This window comes from Methylobacter sp. (assembly GCF_030680395.1).
GTDB lineage: Bacteria > Pseudomonadota > Gammaproteobacteria > Methylococcales > Methylomonadaceae > Methylobacter_A.
In genome coordinates this window covers 181628-197716 of sequence record NZ_JAUXVR010000007.1, presented here as the reverse complement: position 1 = coordinate 197716, position 16089 = coordinate 181628, and the positions used below count along the sequence as shown (strand labels likewise).

The window sequence follows — 16089 nt, the reverse complement described above, 5'->3', positions numbered from 1 at the left end:
TTCTCGCTTTAATATAATGGAACGCAGTCGTAGGCCGGAAACGCCACCTCGCGCTACGCCCTTCGACAAGCTCAGGGCCTGCTTGGGTGGTCTTATTCCGGCCTACATCCAGGCGGAACGGGGTTTGTAACCCCGCCCCAAACGTTTTGACGCCGCCGCTATCTATCTTTGAGTCATGCGAGAAACCCTGCGGACGGGGTAACATACCCCGTCCGGCTTTAGAATCGCATATACCATTCTTTCTTTTTTATCCGCGTTTATCAGCCAAATCCGCGTCATCCGCGTTCTATTCCCTAATGAGCCCTATTCATGACCAAATGCTCGACCACCGGCCCTAATGCCAAAGCGGGCACGAAAGTCAACGCACCGACCAGAACCACGGTGCCGATTAGCAGCATCACAAACAACGGCGTATGCGTAGACAAGGTACCTACAGTGGTTGGCACCGTCTTTTTTGCCGCCAATGAACCGGCAATAGCGAGTACCGGGATCATGATCCCATAGCGCCCGACCAGCATCGTGATACCCAACGCCGTGTTATAGAACGGAGAATTGGCGCTAAGACCGGCAAAAGCGCTGCCGTTGTTGCCTGCGGCGGAGGAAAATGCATAAAGAATTTCGCTAAACCCATGCGCGCCGGGATTGGCAACCGCTGATTTTCCTGCCTCCACCATGATCGCCAACGATGTTCCACCCAGAATAAAGAAAGCCGGAATTAAAATGACGATAGCCGCCATTTTTATCTCGAAAGCTTCAATTTTTTTGCCGAGATACTCCGGCGTGCGGCCTATCATCAGACCGGCGACAAACACTGCAATCAGTACAAAAATCAGCATCCCGTAAAGCCCGGAACCGACCCCGCCGAAAATGACTTCACCGAGTTGAATCAGCCACATCGGAATCATTCCGCCCAGCGGCGTATAGGAATCGTGCATGGAATTGACCGAACCGTTGGATGCCGCTGTCGTCGCAGTCGCCCATATCGCCGAATTGACAATGCCGAAACGCGTTTCTTTGCCTTCCATGTTGCCGCCTGACTGGTCAACGCTAACGCTTTGTTCAACGCCAAGCGCAGTCAGCGCCGGATTGCCGCCTTGCTCATAACCCACCGTGACGAATAATAAGCTGACCAGCACCAGCGTCATCGCAGACAAAATGGCCCAGCCCTGACGCGGGTCGCCGACCATCGTGCCAAAGGTATGGCACAGTGCCGCAGGTATCAGCAAGATAGCCAGCATTTCCAGGAAATTGGACAACGGCGTCGGGTTTTCGAAAGGGTGCGCCGAATTGGCGTTAAAAAAGCCGCCGCCGTTGGTGCCCAATTGCTTAATGGCGATTTGCGAGGCGGCAGGCCCTACGGCCAAGGTTTGCGTAGCAGTTTCCGTTGCGGTACTGACTTGTTCGACCAACGGTATGGTTTGGTAAGGTTTGAAGGTTTGCACCACGCCTTGCCCGGTCAATACCAACGCCAGTACCAACGACAGCGGCAACAGGATATATAAAGTGCCGCGGGTCAAATCGGCCCAAAAGTTGCCGATGCCGTCCGCATGAGCGCGCTGAAAACCGCGTATCATCGCAACCAAAACCGCCATGCCGGTGGCCGCCGAGACGAAGTTTTGCACACTCAAACCCAGCATCTGGGTCAGATAACTCATCGTCGTTTCGCCGCCGTAACCCTGCCAATTGGTGTTAGTGGCAAAACTGACCGCGGTATTGAATGCCGAATCGATAGTGACGTTAGCCATCTGTTGCGAGTTCAGCGGCAAATGGGCTTGCAGCATTTGCAATGCGAATACCGCCAGCCCGCCGAACAGATTGAACCAGAGCAAAGCGGCGGCGTAACTTTTCCAGCCCATCTCTTGTTCCGGGTTAACACCGCTCAAACGATAAAACCCTGCTTCCAATGGCCCCAAGATGCGCTTAAGAAGTAACGGGCGATTTTCATACACCGCCGCCATATAAACACCCAAAGGCTTAGCCAACAGCAACAGGACGACAAAATATAAAGTGATTTGCGACAAGCCGTTTGCGGTCATCAGAATTTCTCCGGGTAAAATAACGCCACCAGCAGATAAATGAATAATGCGAATGCGAGCAAGCCGCTCAAGCCGTAGATAATGGTCATGGTTACCTCTTTTTATGGATGTTCCGAGTGGTTAATGTAACGTTGTTGTTATAAAAAAACTGTAAAAATCGCGGTCTCTCTTTACAGCGCCCAGATCATCAAATTCGGTTGTTGTGTAGCATTTGCTTTGAAATTGGTTATGCCCCTGCTTTGACAGGGGGCTTCTGAGCGAACAAAGGGCTCATCACGAACGAACACTAACTAAGCTGGCGAGACTCCTTCGGCTACGCTCAGGAGTCTGGTCAAACAATCGTAGCGCCATGAAGTATTGCCTGTTTGCGAACGATGATAAATTCGTACAAATACCCGTTTTTAATGATTTGCAGGGAAATCGTCGGCGATGTGAATCAGCGATAAATTTTTCCGGCATCCGCATCAATACACCTGAATCTATGGCTGTTGTGTGAATAGGTTATGGTTTTGTCGCAAATAGTGCCTCACTTATTTGCGGACAAAGTCATCCCGCTAAAGCCATCGATGGTTTATAGGACGGGGAGAGCGGGGAACTTTCTTCGAAAGTTGCTCCTTCCACGGTCGTGACCGCTAACAACGTTCCAGAGAGACGCAACACTTAATACTGGCCGCCGGCTAGCGGTTAATCGGAAGGGGCTTTATGATTGTCTAACGACATCGTGTGTGCATCTTAACTATAGCCAACCGGCCCTTTTCAGGCGCAAATACAGCAGCATACTGCACAATGTCACACCGCCGACCACCAGCGGATAGCTGTATTCCCAATCCAGCTCCGGCATGTGCCTGAAATTCATTCCATACCAGCTGAATACCATGGTGGGTATCGCCAGAATCGCCCCCCAACCGGCCAAGCGTTTGACGACTTCGTTCTGTCGCACCGTTTCAAAGGTCAGATGCACCTGCATTGCCGCTAACAACATCTCGCGCATGCCGTGAATCGCCTGATCGATGCGTTTGATGTGATCGGCAACATCGCGGAAATAAACACGCACATCCTTGGGAATGACTTCGTTATGAAAGCGCATCAGCTCGTTGCAGATGTCGATGACCGGATTAATGGCGCTTTCCAGCTGCAACAGTTCGCGTTTTAGTTCGTAAAGGCCTTCTATGGTCTGACGACTGGGACGGTATTCAAATATCGCCGACTCCAGCACCTCGAACCGTTCCTGTAAGCCATCGATAATCGGCACATAGTTATCGACGATAAAATCCATGATCGAGTACAACGCGAATCCCGGCCCTTTGGTCAATTGCTGCGGCATGGCCTCGCAACGCTCCCTGACTTTACTGAGACTATGCGAAGCGCCGTGCCTGACTGTCACCAGAAAACGCGGTCCGAGGAAAACATGAGTTTCACCGAACTCGACCTGGTTTTCCGCAAGATGGGCGGTGTGCAACACCATAAACAGTGATTCTCCGTATTCCTCGATTTTCGGACGCTGATGCGCCGTGCAGGCATCTTCGATAGCCAGCTCATGCAGCCCGAATTCCTGCTGGATTTTGGCTAACAACTCGGTGTTTGCCTCGCGCAACCCCAGCCATACAAAGGTATGTTCCCGTTTTAATACGTCGCTGATATCTTCGATGGTCACGTCGCCGATACTGACGCCGTTTTGATAGGCCACGCATTTCATGACCATACTGTTGTCGATTTTTTCAGTCAAAAGCGTCCCCCGTTATTTGGCAATGGTAATGTTCGGAAAGCTCAATTAGAGTTTAAGTGTTGCAGATGCCCTCCGCTAAGTCGTCGCGCCAAATAGTCATCATATTATCGAGCTGACACCTAAGGTTCTTATAGCCAACGGCTACCCAACACATCTATTTTGCTCTCTTCTTTAGTTTGTTATTCGATTAATTGCAATATCAAGTCCTCCGTTCGGCATCAGCTACGATGGGAATTCTGTGACTCAACAGTGCCAACCCATCAGGATGTAGCATCGACCAGCTTGTGTTCACGGATGATTTTCCCGGTTTCCAAGTTGCACAGCGCAAACCACTCCGAACCGCCGCCGCGACGCGCCTGTATCTCAAACCCCACCCAAAAAGCCCCGTACCGACGTAATATTTGCTGTTTCTCAATCACTCCAGGATGCCGAAGCAGCCCTTCCCGTTGGCAAGATTCGATGTAAACCTTATTGGGTGGCAACGCATAGCGATCGTCAATGTTCGCATCCGCGCTGGCAACCTCCTTATAAATCGCCAATTTCGATAGCGCATCCACTGAATGAAAGGTGTTTGAAAATGCAGCCTGAGCCATAAGGCTCGACACCAAGATCATAACCAACCTAATAAACTTACTATTCATAAAAGCACCTCGTAAAAACTTACAGGGGAAACGCTTGAATTAATCCCGGCTCAATCGGCGCTATATTGATTTCAACAGCGGCCGCTCATGTAAAACCGGTTATCAAGCAATTAACTGCATGTTAATAAAAATTGCCTTAAGAAAGCTGTAAACGCTAAGCTCAATTTTATAAAAAAATAGATAACCTTGAAAATCAAAATGAGTAACGGCAGACGATACCGCCAGCAATCCGAAACGAGGGACTACCGATACCGAAAAACTCCAGCATAAACTTGCCTCCGACCAGAGCAATGAGCAACACGCCAGCCACCGGCAATAGAATAGTGTTCAGGTTAGGCAGCCAAGCTTGGCTTGTCGGACGGCGGCCCTGATCGCGGAAAAAGACTGTTACCGTAACGATACTTACTTTAAAGCCGGTAAGGCAATATTGTTTAAGGCGAGATTGGGGGCAGCTCGGACGGGGCAAGATGGCAGAGTAGCCCACTTTCCATATTCCCGTATCTGACGCTCATTTTCATTACATATTAAAACTTTTTGGAGGCTTAAATTATGGCTGGCAATACTGACAACATACACGGATGGAATCCGCTTTACCGCGATAGGGATCCGTATCCGCTACCAGGAAACAATTTCGATTCATTTTTGTTTAATCACGGTCGACCGGGTAATTTTAATTACAGACTGGTAGAAGGAACTAATGTATTAGATCATCAAGGTCACATCGTTCCTCAAAACATACTGAATATCGTGTTGGATCCTTTAATGATTGCAATGTCAGAAGCATGTAACAATGTTGGCGATGTCGTTAATTTCATTAACAACCAAATCCCTCCTCGGCCTTGGCTTCAGCAGGTCCTGGATTATGCCAATGCTCTTCAAGCTAATCCTGTTGCCGCGCCGGAAGCCGCCTTTTTTGACTGGGGGACGCCAGTTATACTCAATAATGCGGTTAATGCGGAAGCGAGAGTCGGAGGCTTCTTTTCAATCATGACCTGGAATCCGGTTAATATCTGTAGAGCGCCTGTAGATGCGCAACGAGGCAACTATCCCGGTAATGCAGTTGACGTACAGGTATTCAATTATTTGAATGCGCATAATTTAGCCGACCCTGCGTGTCTGGTAGCCATACAGAACGTCATAAATAATCCGAATAATGCTGCCGAAATAGAAGCGTTCCTAAGTGCATGTTCTGCGACGCTTGCGGCTCAACTCATTGCCGGCGCGGGCTTTTATGCGTTTCCATGGCAAATGAATCCTTTAGCGCCCGGTGTGCTAATACCCGCGTAAATAATCTTAGTTGCCTGTCTTCCGGGGTCATCAACCGATTTTGATGGCGTGTAGAGTGGGTAGAGGCAATGGCCGAAACCCACCACAACCATAATCAACCGCTGCAAGCTATCAAAGAGCCTGCCCGCTTTAAGTTGGTTTAAGCAGCTGTGCGATGCTATTCGATTAGCCACGGGGTAAGGTTCTCATTTGCAGGAATCTGTTGTGCCCAGGCATAGTCGTCCCAGTCCCAGCCCAGATTCACATCGTACGTTACCGTGCACGAGGACATCGCGCTAAAATCTATTATTATCCCCGGCCCATTAGCACCGGGAGGCGTTGTACTTTCTGCATTGTCTGCGACCACCGTGCCGGTATTTGTCTTTGCCGTAGCAAACATCAAAAGAATTTTATTAAGAGGTCTGATTTCCTGGAGATTTAACCCATTCAATGGAAAGGCGCAATAGGGTACAAAAGCCGAAGGATTCCCATTGATAATTTGTTCCTGCATTATGCCGCAGGTAAATTCTGTTGTCGTTTGGTTGGCAATAGAGACATCGCCAGGATTTCCCGTGTTAACAACGGGTCCAACCCCGCCATCAAGAACTTGCAATGTTTGTCCGCACAAGATACCCGTTGAAAAGCCGACGGTTATTTGCTCTCCCGACACGATAGGGCTACTGGAGGTGTAAACCTGATACGCATCAGAACAGCTGACGACAGTTGTCGTTGAGTAGCTTTGGGTGCCAAACCATACCAACGGCCTACCCGCTTTATCGGTGCTTTGTACTGCTTTATACCCGTATAAAGTGTATTGGCTGGCTAGTAGCTTTTGAATGCTATCCGCATTCATGTTTATATTAATCGTCACATTATATGGCGAGTTCGACATGGCACTCTCTACCGGACTGGAATCGAGCAGTCCCCAGAAGAGATAAGACTGAGAGTTAACACGTAGGGTTTTTTGCGTCGCTAAAATGCAAAGCTTTACGAAATCGCGTCGGGTTAATGGGTCGTCAATGTTGTGGAAGCCGGACGACTGGGACGTCGTAAGCATTACCGGCTGCGTGGTTTTTAGCCGGGTTGTCCAACGCGGGCTTTTACAAAAACAACGGTTTCCTCCTGCCGCCACGGCACTCGCCGTATCCGCAAATATCCGCCAAGCCAGGTTGTGCAACCGTTTGATGTAACGCATTAAAAATAAATTAAATTAACGCGCCAGCCGATTGCAACCTACGCAGAGAATGGTTATGGGCATGTATTTTGCGCGATAAAACCGAATAAGGAAGCCCCCTCATGGCTTACGCCATGAGGGGGCTGAGGACATAGGCAACTCTGAAATAACATCTACAATAAGCACCAGAGGAGCAAAATCAATCGAGCTGGATTTATAATCTGGCTCGATTTCTTACTTCAACATAGCCGAATGATTCTCTTCAGCGTTTGTACTAAATTAAAGAGGTTTTTTGCATAACCAGTCTACGATGATTGGATGAGTAATGGAGACATAGATGCGTTAGCCGTAACTGACTGCGCCCATGAATATCCGCCCCACGACCAACCCGAGTTAAGATCGTATGCCACATTTACATTATTATTAGCCGTCAGATCGATAAAAATACCGGGGCTGTAAGCTTTTTGGATTACCGTTCCGGTGTTGATCTGGTTAGAGGAGAACATAAGTAAAATTTTCTCGATGGGTGCTATAACATCCATGTTACCGCCATACAGCGGAAATGCACAAAGAGGATTCATTGAGCCGTCGGTCGCTGTTTGTGAAATACCGCATGTGTATTGAGTTGTTGTTTGGTTTAAAATTGAAATAGCCAAATCAGTGCCGTCATTAACCACGGTACCTATCCCGCCCGTAGCAACATTCATGGTTTGGCCAAGGTTAATATTGTTGGAGTTGCTCGCTATAATTTGGCCATTTGCAATGATACTGCTGTTGGACGTGTAGGCTTGGTACTGCTCCTGCCAGGAAACAGCAGTAGTTGTTGAATAATTTAACGTTTTAAACCAAACGAGCGGCGCGCCCCCCGATTGTGTAGTTTGTACGGCTTTGAAGCCGTATAGGTTGAAAGTACCGTTTATAAGATTTGTAACGGTGCTTGCACTCATAGTGATTGTGACGCCGTAAGGTGTTGCCATTGTTATCTCCAAAATTAAAGTTGAGTTTTACTTCATTAATGTCGCTAATATTCACAGGTGGCCGGCAAGTGCTCAAGGTCAGCCAAATATAACGGCGAAGTAATTATTATAAAAAACCAAATAAATTTGTAAGCTAAGCCTTTATTTTGAAAGCGTTTGATAACGTATGCCGTCATATTTTTCCTAACGAAAAATTATTAGTTACTTTGCCTGTTGTTGATGGAACCAGACTAAGCAGGATCGGTATGCGTTTATTTTCAAGCTATCCAGGTCAACTTACTGTGCGACATCGTTACCGTATCTAGTAATTAAAATCACACGGCTAAACAATAAAACCTTGCCGACTCTAACATAAGTATCGTTACAGTAACATTAGGCATCAGCCGCTTTATCAAACAAGCATGCTGTGCCGGACTGCCCCTGGATAAAGCAGCACAGCATCCGCGAAAATACCGTTATTCATGACCGAAGAAGCTCTTTAATGAGCCGCAAATAGAGGAGGCGAGCTCTTCCTGAAGCGTAATGGCAAAAAAAGCATCCCGATCAAATTGTTCTGACCAAGTAATGCAGCCCACCGAGACATCTACCACGCGGATTGAGGCTCTAATGCTTTCTGCGTCAATTTGGATGCTGCCTTCAAGTCGATGGTTTGCTCCAGTGTTGGCACCATTTCTTAAAGTCCTGCTTCCAGTGTCGGCATCGCCTGACGTGAAAAAAGAATACGGTACAATTATTTTTCCAAATGCTTTAAACAGCTGATGCATAAGCTCCTCATTCAAGCCTTGCGTGAAATGGACGCTATCTCCACGATGCGAAATACACTTAAAGGGGTGGATTACCAACATGCAACACTGCTTGAAATCAATGTCCACTGCTTTCATGCTCTGGATAACCGGCATGTAACTGCCTATTGGAATTAATATTTTGATGCCTGAGCCAAACCCCAACGTCGCGTAATAAACTTTAAGCTTTTCACGCAAGCGACCGATCTGAACCCGGACCACAGGATCTTCACTGACACTATAAGAAGAAGGATCTCTATCAAAAACCTCTATGCCGATGGCATACTCGCTGGTGTCGCGAACAGCCCCGGAGATCGCCTTCTCGACAAGAAATCGCAACAAACGGCACATGCGTGGCGCATTAATAAATACACTACTTGCCAGAATCGTCTCAAGGGCTGTCCGAACATCAACCGCTGGAACAGCATCGACATCATCCTTCCCATTTTTCACCGCAGTCATGATGTTCATTACCGGCCCATCACGTTTATGAAATGCAGACTTGAACGTTCTTTCATACTTCTAAATACGATACCCATAATTAGTGTATTCAATAATTATCTAAAATTTTGGAATTCATTTGAGTAAGCCATTAAATTTGACATGCTGTTTTAAAACAATATGACTAATTCTCATGAATATTGATTGGTTTAATAAAAAATAAGCTGATTAGTTATCCCGGCTTATTTAAGAGGCGTATAAGCAAATATCGTCATTTCAAGTCAAAACACGTAACGCGCGCATGAAATGCAGATTTTAGTTGTTTATTTACAATAACTTATAATAAACAATGACCTTAGAAACGTTAGTAATTAAAATCACGCGCCAAACAATAACGCTATAATGGCGTCTAACGTAAGTATCGTTACCGTAACCCTTCATCAGTGTTACGGTAACAACTGTTTGATCAACCTTGATGTAGCATGGGACACGGCGGCGTGATTTAAAATACAATGCCCGCAGACGCCGTTACTTGCGACAAAAAAAACGCTGCAATGCACTGCAAATAGATGAGGCAAGTTCTTCCTGATGCGAGATGGCAAAAAAAACACGTCGATCAAATTGTTCTGACCAAGCGATACACCCAACTGAAACATCAACCAGGCGGATTGAAACTCGAATGCGTTCTGCGTCAATTTGGACGCTTCCTTCAAGCAAGTGGTTTACTCCAGCACTGGAAATATCTTTTAAAGTCCAGCTTTCGTTATCGACATTGCCTGACGTGAAAAATGAATGCGCTACAATTATTTTTCCAAATGCTTTAAACAGCTGATGCATAAGTTCCTCATTCAAACCCTGCGTGAAATGTACGCCATCTCGATGATGCGAAATACATTTAAAGGGATGGATTGCCAACATACCCGACTGCTTGGGGTCGATATCCGCAACACTTTTGCGTTGAATAACCGGCATGTAACTGCCTGTCGGAATTAATATTTCAATGTCGGCGCCGGCACCCAACGTCGCATAATACGTTTTAAGTTTTTCACGCAAGCGACCGACCTGAACCCGGACCACAGGATCGTCACCGGCGCGATAAGCGGAAGGGTCGCGATCAAAGACTTCGATACCGATAAAATATTCGCTGGTATTCTGAGCTTCCCCAAAGAGTGCCTTCTCACCGAGAAACCGCAGCAAACGGCACATGCGCGGTGCGTTAACAAACACACTACTTGCCAAAATCAACTCAAGAGCGGCTTGAACCTCGGCCGCCGGAATAGCGACAGTAGCATCCGCCCCCTTTTTCATCGCGGTCATGATGCTCGTCCCTACAACCCATCACGATTATCAAATGCTGTCCGCACAGAATATTCTGAATAACGAGGTACATCGTTTGAGTCATTTGCTTGCATGAATACTGAAATCGCCAAAATGACAGCAGTTAACCCGGTAAACACCCTGCTCCACACAGTATTGTACGAGAAAATAACGCCATACTCTTGCGTAAAAACTTGCTCGGAGATATAAGCCTAAACTTAAGTTGAAATTTAAAGAGAACAGTTTTCCGGACTGCGTTTATCAACCATAAGACGCAGCATCCGGGGCATCCAGTGTCGAATTTATTCGTCACCAAGCACCCTGTAAAAATGCTTACTGTTTATCAAAACTTAGTTGTAGCATAGTAATCATCATCAAATTCATGCGAGTTTTTATGTCTATAGCAAACGATATACCGCAGCTGCACGCCCAAATGCGCGAGTGGCGGCAGCATCTGCACCGGTTTCCTGAAACCGCGTTTGAGGAAATACAAACAGCTGAATTTATTGCCGGGAAGTTGGCGAGTTTCGGCCTGGACGTTCATCAGGGATTAGGCGGAACCGGCGTTGTCGCTACGCTTACTGGCGGGAACGGTGACAAAAAAATAGCTTTGCGCGCCGACATGGATGCCTTGTTCATTCAGGAGCAAAACACTTTTGCCCATAAATCCTGCCACGACGGGAAAATGCATGCCTGCGGTCATGACGGTCATTCGGCGATGTTGCTGGGCGCGGCCTGCTATTTAGCCGAGCATCGCAACTTTAACGGCACGGTGTATTTTATTTTTCAACCTGCCGAAGAAGGGCGCGCCGGAGCCGGGCGGATGATTGATGACGGCTTGTTTGAAAAATTTCCGGCCGATTGCGTATTCGGGCTGCATAATTTTCCCGATATTCCGGCAGGACATTTTGCGGTTAAAGCCGGTGCGATGATGGCCTCATTCGACTGCTTTGAGATCATTATCGACGGACAGGCAACGCATGCCGCAATGCCGCATTTGGGCAATGACGCGATAGTCGCCTCGGCCCAGCTGATTACCGCGTTGCAGACTATTGTCAGCCGAACGGTTAATCCCATCGACCCGGCCGTGGTCAGTATTACCCAGATCCATGCGGGCAATACCTGGAATGCGCTGCCGGAATCGGTTGTGTTGAGAGGCACTTTCCGTTGCTTTAACGGTGCGACTCAAAAAACCATTGCCGATAAAATCGCCCGATTGGTGAATGCGGTCTGCGAGGGTTTTGAAGTCAGTGCAAAAATCAAATTCAACCCGGAAAACCCCGGCTATCCTGTGACTTTTAATGCGGAAGCTGAAACGGAACTGGCGCTACAAGCGGCGATAGCCGTGGCCGGAGAAGGCTGTGTCGATCGACAACCGGCGCCCTGCATGGGTTCGGAAGACTTTGCGTTTATGTTGCAGGAAAAGCCGGGCTGCTATGTCTGGATTGGCAACGGCTCTTCCGAAAACAGCTGCCTGTTGCATAATCCGCATTATGATTTTAACGATGAGATATTGCCGGTCGGCACCGCTTACTGGGTGAAACTGGTTGAAACAGTGTTGGGCTAATCTGTAGGAGTGGAGCCTACTCTTTTTTTGACTCAAACAGCATGTGCGCCATTTTTTTTGCCTTGGTTTTCAAATAACCGACATTGTCATCGTGAGCCAGGGCCTCGACCGGAATGCGGCCTGCCACGATAATGCCGAGTTTTTTCAACTCTTCTATCTTGTTGGGGTTATTGGTAATCAATTCTATGGACTTTATGCTCAGGTTTTCCAGCATTAAAGCGGCAATGCTGTATTCCCTTTCGTCGGCAAGATGACCCAAATGGATATTGGCATCAACCGTATCCATACCCTGATCCTGCAAATTATAAGCCTGTAACTTTTTCAACAAGCCGATACCGCGTCCTTCCTGACGCAGATAAATCAATACGCCGAAACCGGCTTTATCAATAATTTGCAGCGCCATATCCAGCTGTTCGCCGCAATCGCAGCGCCTTGAGCCTAATACGTCGCCGGTAAAGCACTCGGAATGAATACGTACCGGTACATTTTCCTTGTCCGCAACATCGCCTTTAACCAGGGCGACATGCTCCTTGTCATCAATGGTATTGCTGTAATAATGCAGGATAAACTCGCCGTGTTTGGTCGGGATCGGCGTCTGTACCAGGTTTTCTAATTGTGGCTTCACTTAAATATGACTAATCCAAAAATTCATTCTATTTTACCCAATTCAACGGCTATCCAGTTAAAAAGTTTCATGCCGGTTTTTTGGAACTCTGATTGCTGACAAAACGAATGCTGCAAATGTCCGTTATTTTCTGGCTTCAATCAGCTTGATAATATCACTGCTGCGTTCATCGACATGCACGGAGGTAAAAGCGCAGGCTTTAACGTTTTTAACGGTGTTCCGGTTAATGTTTGCCCCAACCAGTGCGACAACGACAGGGTTAAGCAGATTCATGACAGCGGCAATGACAGGGTTTGAGCTTAATACATGTTCCAGTAATAAAACCTGTCCGCCCGGTTTGCAGACCCGGTAAAGCTCTTTCAATCCCTTGACCGCCGACGGCACCGAGCAAAAAACAAAGGAACAAATAACCGTATCGAAACTGTTATCGGCAAAGCATAACGACTGGATATCCATCAGCTCCAGCTCAACATTGACATTTTTCCTGTCCCGTTTCTGCGCCGCCTGCTTTAGCATCTGTTCGCTAAAATCAATCGCGGTTATTCTGGCATCCTTGGGATAATAGTCGAAATTCTTGCCCGTCCCTACGCCCACTTCCAGGATATGATGGCCCTCAACCTTGGCCCATAGTCTTTTCCGCCAGTTTTTAAAAAACAGCCCTTCCATGACCGCCTCCATGCCCTCAAAATACGGGGCGATCCGGTCGTATCGTTTTCTAATGGCGATGCTGTCTGGCTTCATGATGGCTACAGGTAGTTAATCGGGATCTGCATAGTACAGCGTGAGCTTGGCTGTCATCAACAATAATATGAATGTAAACAGGTTGATTAATTCACCACGAACGACTGCACGGACAGGAAATGATCCAGTCATTTCTCTGCATTCCCCACATCCCTGTGGGTTATGCAGGAGGTAGAGCAATGCAGGAGCAATTGCCGAGGCACGAAGAAAAAGCAAAGATAAAAACTTCGTGTTCTTCGTGCCTTCGTGGTAAATAAAAGCTTTTAATTTTGGTTCCGGCTTAGGGATATTGTACTGGCACCGGCTCCAATTTCCAGATGTCCCGGTTATAGTCGCTGATGGTTCTGTCCGTGGAAAATTTGCCGCTGTTTGCGCAATTTAATATGCTTATCCGGGCCCAGTGGTCTTTATCCTGATAGGCGGATTCCACACGTTTTTGCGCGTCGATATAGCTTCTAAAATCCGCGATGGTCATCCACGGATCGAACTTGCTTTTAATCGATGCGATAAGGTCGTCGAAAATTCCCGGTTCAAACTGATTAAAATGTCCGCTTTCCAGTAGATTCATCACTCGTTGCAAATCTTCATCCTGATCAATGATGGCATAAGGGTCGTAATGCTCCCGCCTTGCCTCGATCTGCTCTTCGGTCAGGCCGAACAAAAAGAAATTTTCATCGCCGACTTCTTCCCTTATTTCAATATTAGCGCCATCCAGTGTTCCTATAGTTAATGCACCGTTCATCATCAGTTTCATATTGCCGGTGCCGGATGCCTCTTTTCCTGCAGTAGAAATCTGCTCGGAAAGATCGGCCGCAGGGCAAATTATTTCCATGCCTGAAACCCGGTAGTCGGGCAGAAAAAACAGCGTCAATTTGTCGCCGACATCGGGATCCGAGTTGATAACATGGGCGACGTTATTAATCAGTTTAATGGTTCTTTTTGCCATCGCATAACCCGGCGCCGCCTTGCCGCCAATCAACACGCAACGCGTAACCCAGTCGAGTGTCTCACCGCGTTTAATACGGTCGTAAAGATGAATCACATGCAGGACATTTAAAATCTGCCGCTTGTATTCATGGATACGTTTAACCTGTATATCAAACAACGCATCGGGATTTAAATGGATGTCCAGATATTGTTTTTTGTGTTCAATCAGACGCTGCTTGGCACGTTGTTTTATGGCTCGCCAGCGATTCCTGAACTCGACATCTTCGGCAAAAGGCTCCAGCTTTTTTAATTCGTCCAGATGAGTTATCCAGCCGTCTCCGATGGTTTCGGTTATTAATGCGGCTAACTCGGGATTACAAGAGGCCAGCCAGCGGCGCGGGGTTACGCCGTTGGTTTTATTGTTAAACTTGTTCGGCCACAATTCATAAAAATCGCGAAACAGGCCTTGTTGCAATAACTGGGAATGCAATTGAGCTACGCCATTGACCGAAAAACTGCCGACGATGGCAAGATAAGCCATACGCACCTGCTGTTCAGGGCCTTCCTCTATAATCGACATTCTACTCAATCTGGCTCTATCACCGGGCCAATGCGCGGCAACTTCCGACATAAAATGGGCGTTGATTTCAAAGATAATCTCCATCAATCTCGGCAACAAGCTTTGCATCAGTTTGACCGACCATTTCTCCAGTGCTTCAGGAAGCAGGGTATGATTGGTATAAGCCATGGTTTGCCGGGTAATTCCCCAGGCTTCGGTCCATGACAGGCCATGCACATCCATTAACAGCCGCATCAGTTCGGCAATGGCGATGCTCGGATGGGTATCGTTTAACTGGAAACAGCTTTTCTTGGCAAAATTGCTAAAATCATGCCCATGCTGCCTGACCCAATGGGAGAAAACGTCCTGTAAGCTGGCAGAGGCCAAAAAATACTGCTGGCGCAGCCTCAATTCCTTGCCGTTTTCGTTGGCGTCATTGGGATACAGCACCATGGTAATGTGCTCTGCGGTGACCTTTGCGGCCACCGATTCGGCATAATCACCCGCATTAAATTCGTCCAGGTTAAATTCCTCAGTCGCTACGGCTTTCCATAATCGCAAGGTATTGACGGTATTGTTTTTAAACCCGGGTATCGGTGTGTCAAAGGGGACGGCCAATACATCATTAGTGCTGATCCAGCATACCCGCTGATTGCCTTGTTCATCGGTCTGTATCTCGGTATGACCGCCAAGCTTGATACGTAGCGAATATTCCAGCCGCTCAACTTCCCAGACATTGCCGTAGCGCAGCCAGTGGTCCGGCTTTTCGACCTGTTCGCCATTGACGATAGTTTGCGTAAACATGCCGTATTCATAACGCAAACCGTAACCTACAACCGGCAATTGCAGTGTCGCACAACTGTCGATAAAGCAGGCCGCCAATCGCCCCAACCCGCCATTACCCAGGCCGGCATCGAGCTCCCTGTCCACCAGCTCTTCGATTTCAATGCCCAAATCATGCATAGCCTGAGTGGCTTCATCCGTTACCCCCAGATTAAGCATGGCATTACTCAAGGTTCTACCCATCAAAAATTCCATTGAAAGGTAATAAACCCGCCTGCTGTCCATTTTGTTATAGGTTTTATAAGTGGTTTTCCAGCGCTCCATCAACCGGTCGCGGATAGATAGCGACAACGCCTCGCAGGCATAGAAAGGCGATGAACGGAAATTCTCGTCCCGCCCCAATGAATGAACATAATACCGTTTAAAATCATTAATAAAATCCTCTTTTATGACTCCCAACGTAGCGACATCAGTGATTGAAGATTTAGGCTTGCTCATAACAAATCGTTTATCAGGCATGGTTTACT

Annotated in this window: 14 protein-coding genes; 2 read left to right on the top strand and 12 right to left on the bottom strand. The window is 47.5% G+C overall.

Annotated features, from left to right (window positions below; genetic code table 11):
- Positions 1–293 precede the first annotated feature (293 nt).
- From kdpA to Q8L79_RS03605, 5 genes are all read right to left on the bottom strand, one after another.
- Positions 294–2036 (bottom strand): potassium-transporting ATPase subunit KdpA, encoded by a 1743-nt coding sequence (gene kdpA / locus Q8L79_RS03625; RefSeq protein ID WP_305268089.1) that lies wholly within the window; start codon positions 2034–2036, stop codon positions 294–296.
- The gene (gene kdpF, locus Q8L79_RS03620) at positions 2036–2125 is read right to left on the bottom strand and encodes a K(+)-transporting ATPase subunit F (RefSeq protein ID WP_081466901.1); all 90 of its coding nucleotides are present in this window, start codon (positions 2123–2125) and stop codon (positions 2036–2038) included. Before kdpF ends, kdpA begins: the two co-directional genes overlap by 1 nt.
- Before the next feature lie 647 nt (positions 2126–2772).
- Entirely contained in the window at positions 2773–3762 is a 990-nt protein-coding gene (gene corA, locus Q8L79_RS03615) for a magnesium/cobalt transporter CorA (protein ID WP_305268086.1), read from the bottom strand.
- 260 nt (positions 3763–4022) lie between these two features.
- The gene (locus tag Q8L79_RS03610; RefSeq protein ID WP_305268084.1) at positions 4023–4403 is read right to left on the bottom strand and encodes a hypothetical protein; all 381 of its coding nucleotides are present in this window, start codon (positions 4401–4403) and stop codon (positions 4023–4025) included.
- 193 nt (positions 4404–4596) lie between these two features.
- Positions 4597–4887, bottom strand: a complete 291-nt coding sequence (locus Q8L79_RS03605; protein ID WP_305268083.1) for a MarC family protein — start codon at positions 4885–4887, stop codon at positions 4597–4599.
- Positions 4888–4952: 65 nt separating this feature from the next.
- Here Q8L79_RS03605 and Q8L79_RS03600 point away from each other — a divergent pair, with 65 nt between their 5' ends.
- Positions 4953–5690, top strand: coding sequence for a hypothetical protein (locus Q8L79_RS03600; protein ID WP_305268081.1), 738 nt, complete (start codon positions 4953–4955; stop codon positions 5688–5690).
- Between the two features lie 157 nt (positions 5691–5847).
- On the opposite strand, the gene Q8L79_RS03595 is transcribed toward Q8L79_RS03600, so the two are convergent.
- The 4 genes from Q8L79_RS03595 to Q8L79_RS03580 all read right to left on the bottom strand — a co-directional run bounded on the left by Q8L79_RS03595 (position 5848) and on the right by Q8L79_RS03580 (position 10360).
- A complete protein-coding gene (locus Q8L79_RS03595) occupies positions 5848–6864 on the bottom strand; it encodes a hypothetical protein (RefSeq protein WP_305268080.1) in 1017 nt (338 codons plus the stop codon).
- A gap of 284 nt (positions 6865–7148) precedes the next feature.
- A complete protein-coding gene (locus tag Q8L79_RS03590) occupies positions 7149–7820 on the bottom strand; it encodes a hypothetical protein (protein ID WP_305268078.1) in 672 nt (223 codons plus the stop codon).
- 455 nt (positions 7821–8275) lie between these two features.
- Positions 8276–9073 carry a hypothetical protein gene (locus tag Q8L79_RS03585; RefSeq protein ID WP_305268076.1) on the bottom strand — a complete coding sequence of 266 codons (798 nt, stop codon included), beginning with the start codon at positions 9071–9073 and terminating at the stop codon, positions 8276–8278.
- A 498-nt stretch (positions 9074–9571) separates the two neighbouring features.
- Positions 9572–10360 carry a hypothetical protein gene (locus Q8L79_RS03580; protein WP_305268073.1) on the bottom strand — a complete coding sequence of 263 codons (789 nt, stop codon included), beginning with the start codon at positions 10358–10360 and terminating at the stop codon, positions 9572–9574.
- Positions 10361–10754: 394 nt separating this feature from the next.
- Here Q8L79_RS03580 and Q8L79_RS03575 point away from each other — a divergent pair, with 394 nt between their 5' ends.
- Positions 10755–11927 (top strand): M20 aminoacylase family protein, encoded by a 1173-nt coding sequence (locus Q8L79_RS03575; RefSeq protein ID WP_305268072.1) that lies wholly within the window; start codon positions 10755–10757, stop codon positions 11925–11927.
- A 16-nt stretch (positions 11928–11943) separates the two neighbouring features.
- Here Q8L79_RS03575 and ribA read toward each other — a convergent pair whose 3' ends face one another.
- The 3 genes from ribA to Q8L79_RS03560 form a co-directional block, all read right to left on the bottom strand.
- On the bottom strand, positions 11944–12552 hold the full coding sequence (ribA, locus tag Q8L79_RS03570; protein ID WP_305268070.1) for a GTP cyclohydrolase II: 609 nt from the start codon (positions 12550–12552) through the stop codon (positions 11944–11946).
- A 123-nt stretch (positions 12553–12675) separates the two neighbouring features.
- Positions 12676–13293, bottom strand: coding sequence for a class I SAM-dependent methyltransferase (locus tag Q8L79_RS03565; protein WP_305268069.1), 618 nt, complete (start codon positions 13291–13293; stop codon positions 12676–12678).
- Between the two features lie 280 nt (positions 13294–13573).
- Positions 13574–16081, bottom strand: a complete 2508-nt coding sequence (locus tag Q8L79_RS03560; protein ID WP_305268068.1) for a glycogen/starch/alpha-glucan phosphorylase — start codon at positions 16079–16081, stop codon at positions 13574–13576.
- Positions 16082–16089: the final 8 nt, after the last annotated feature.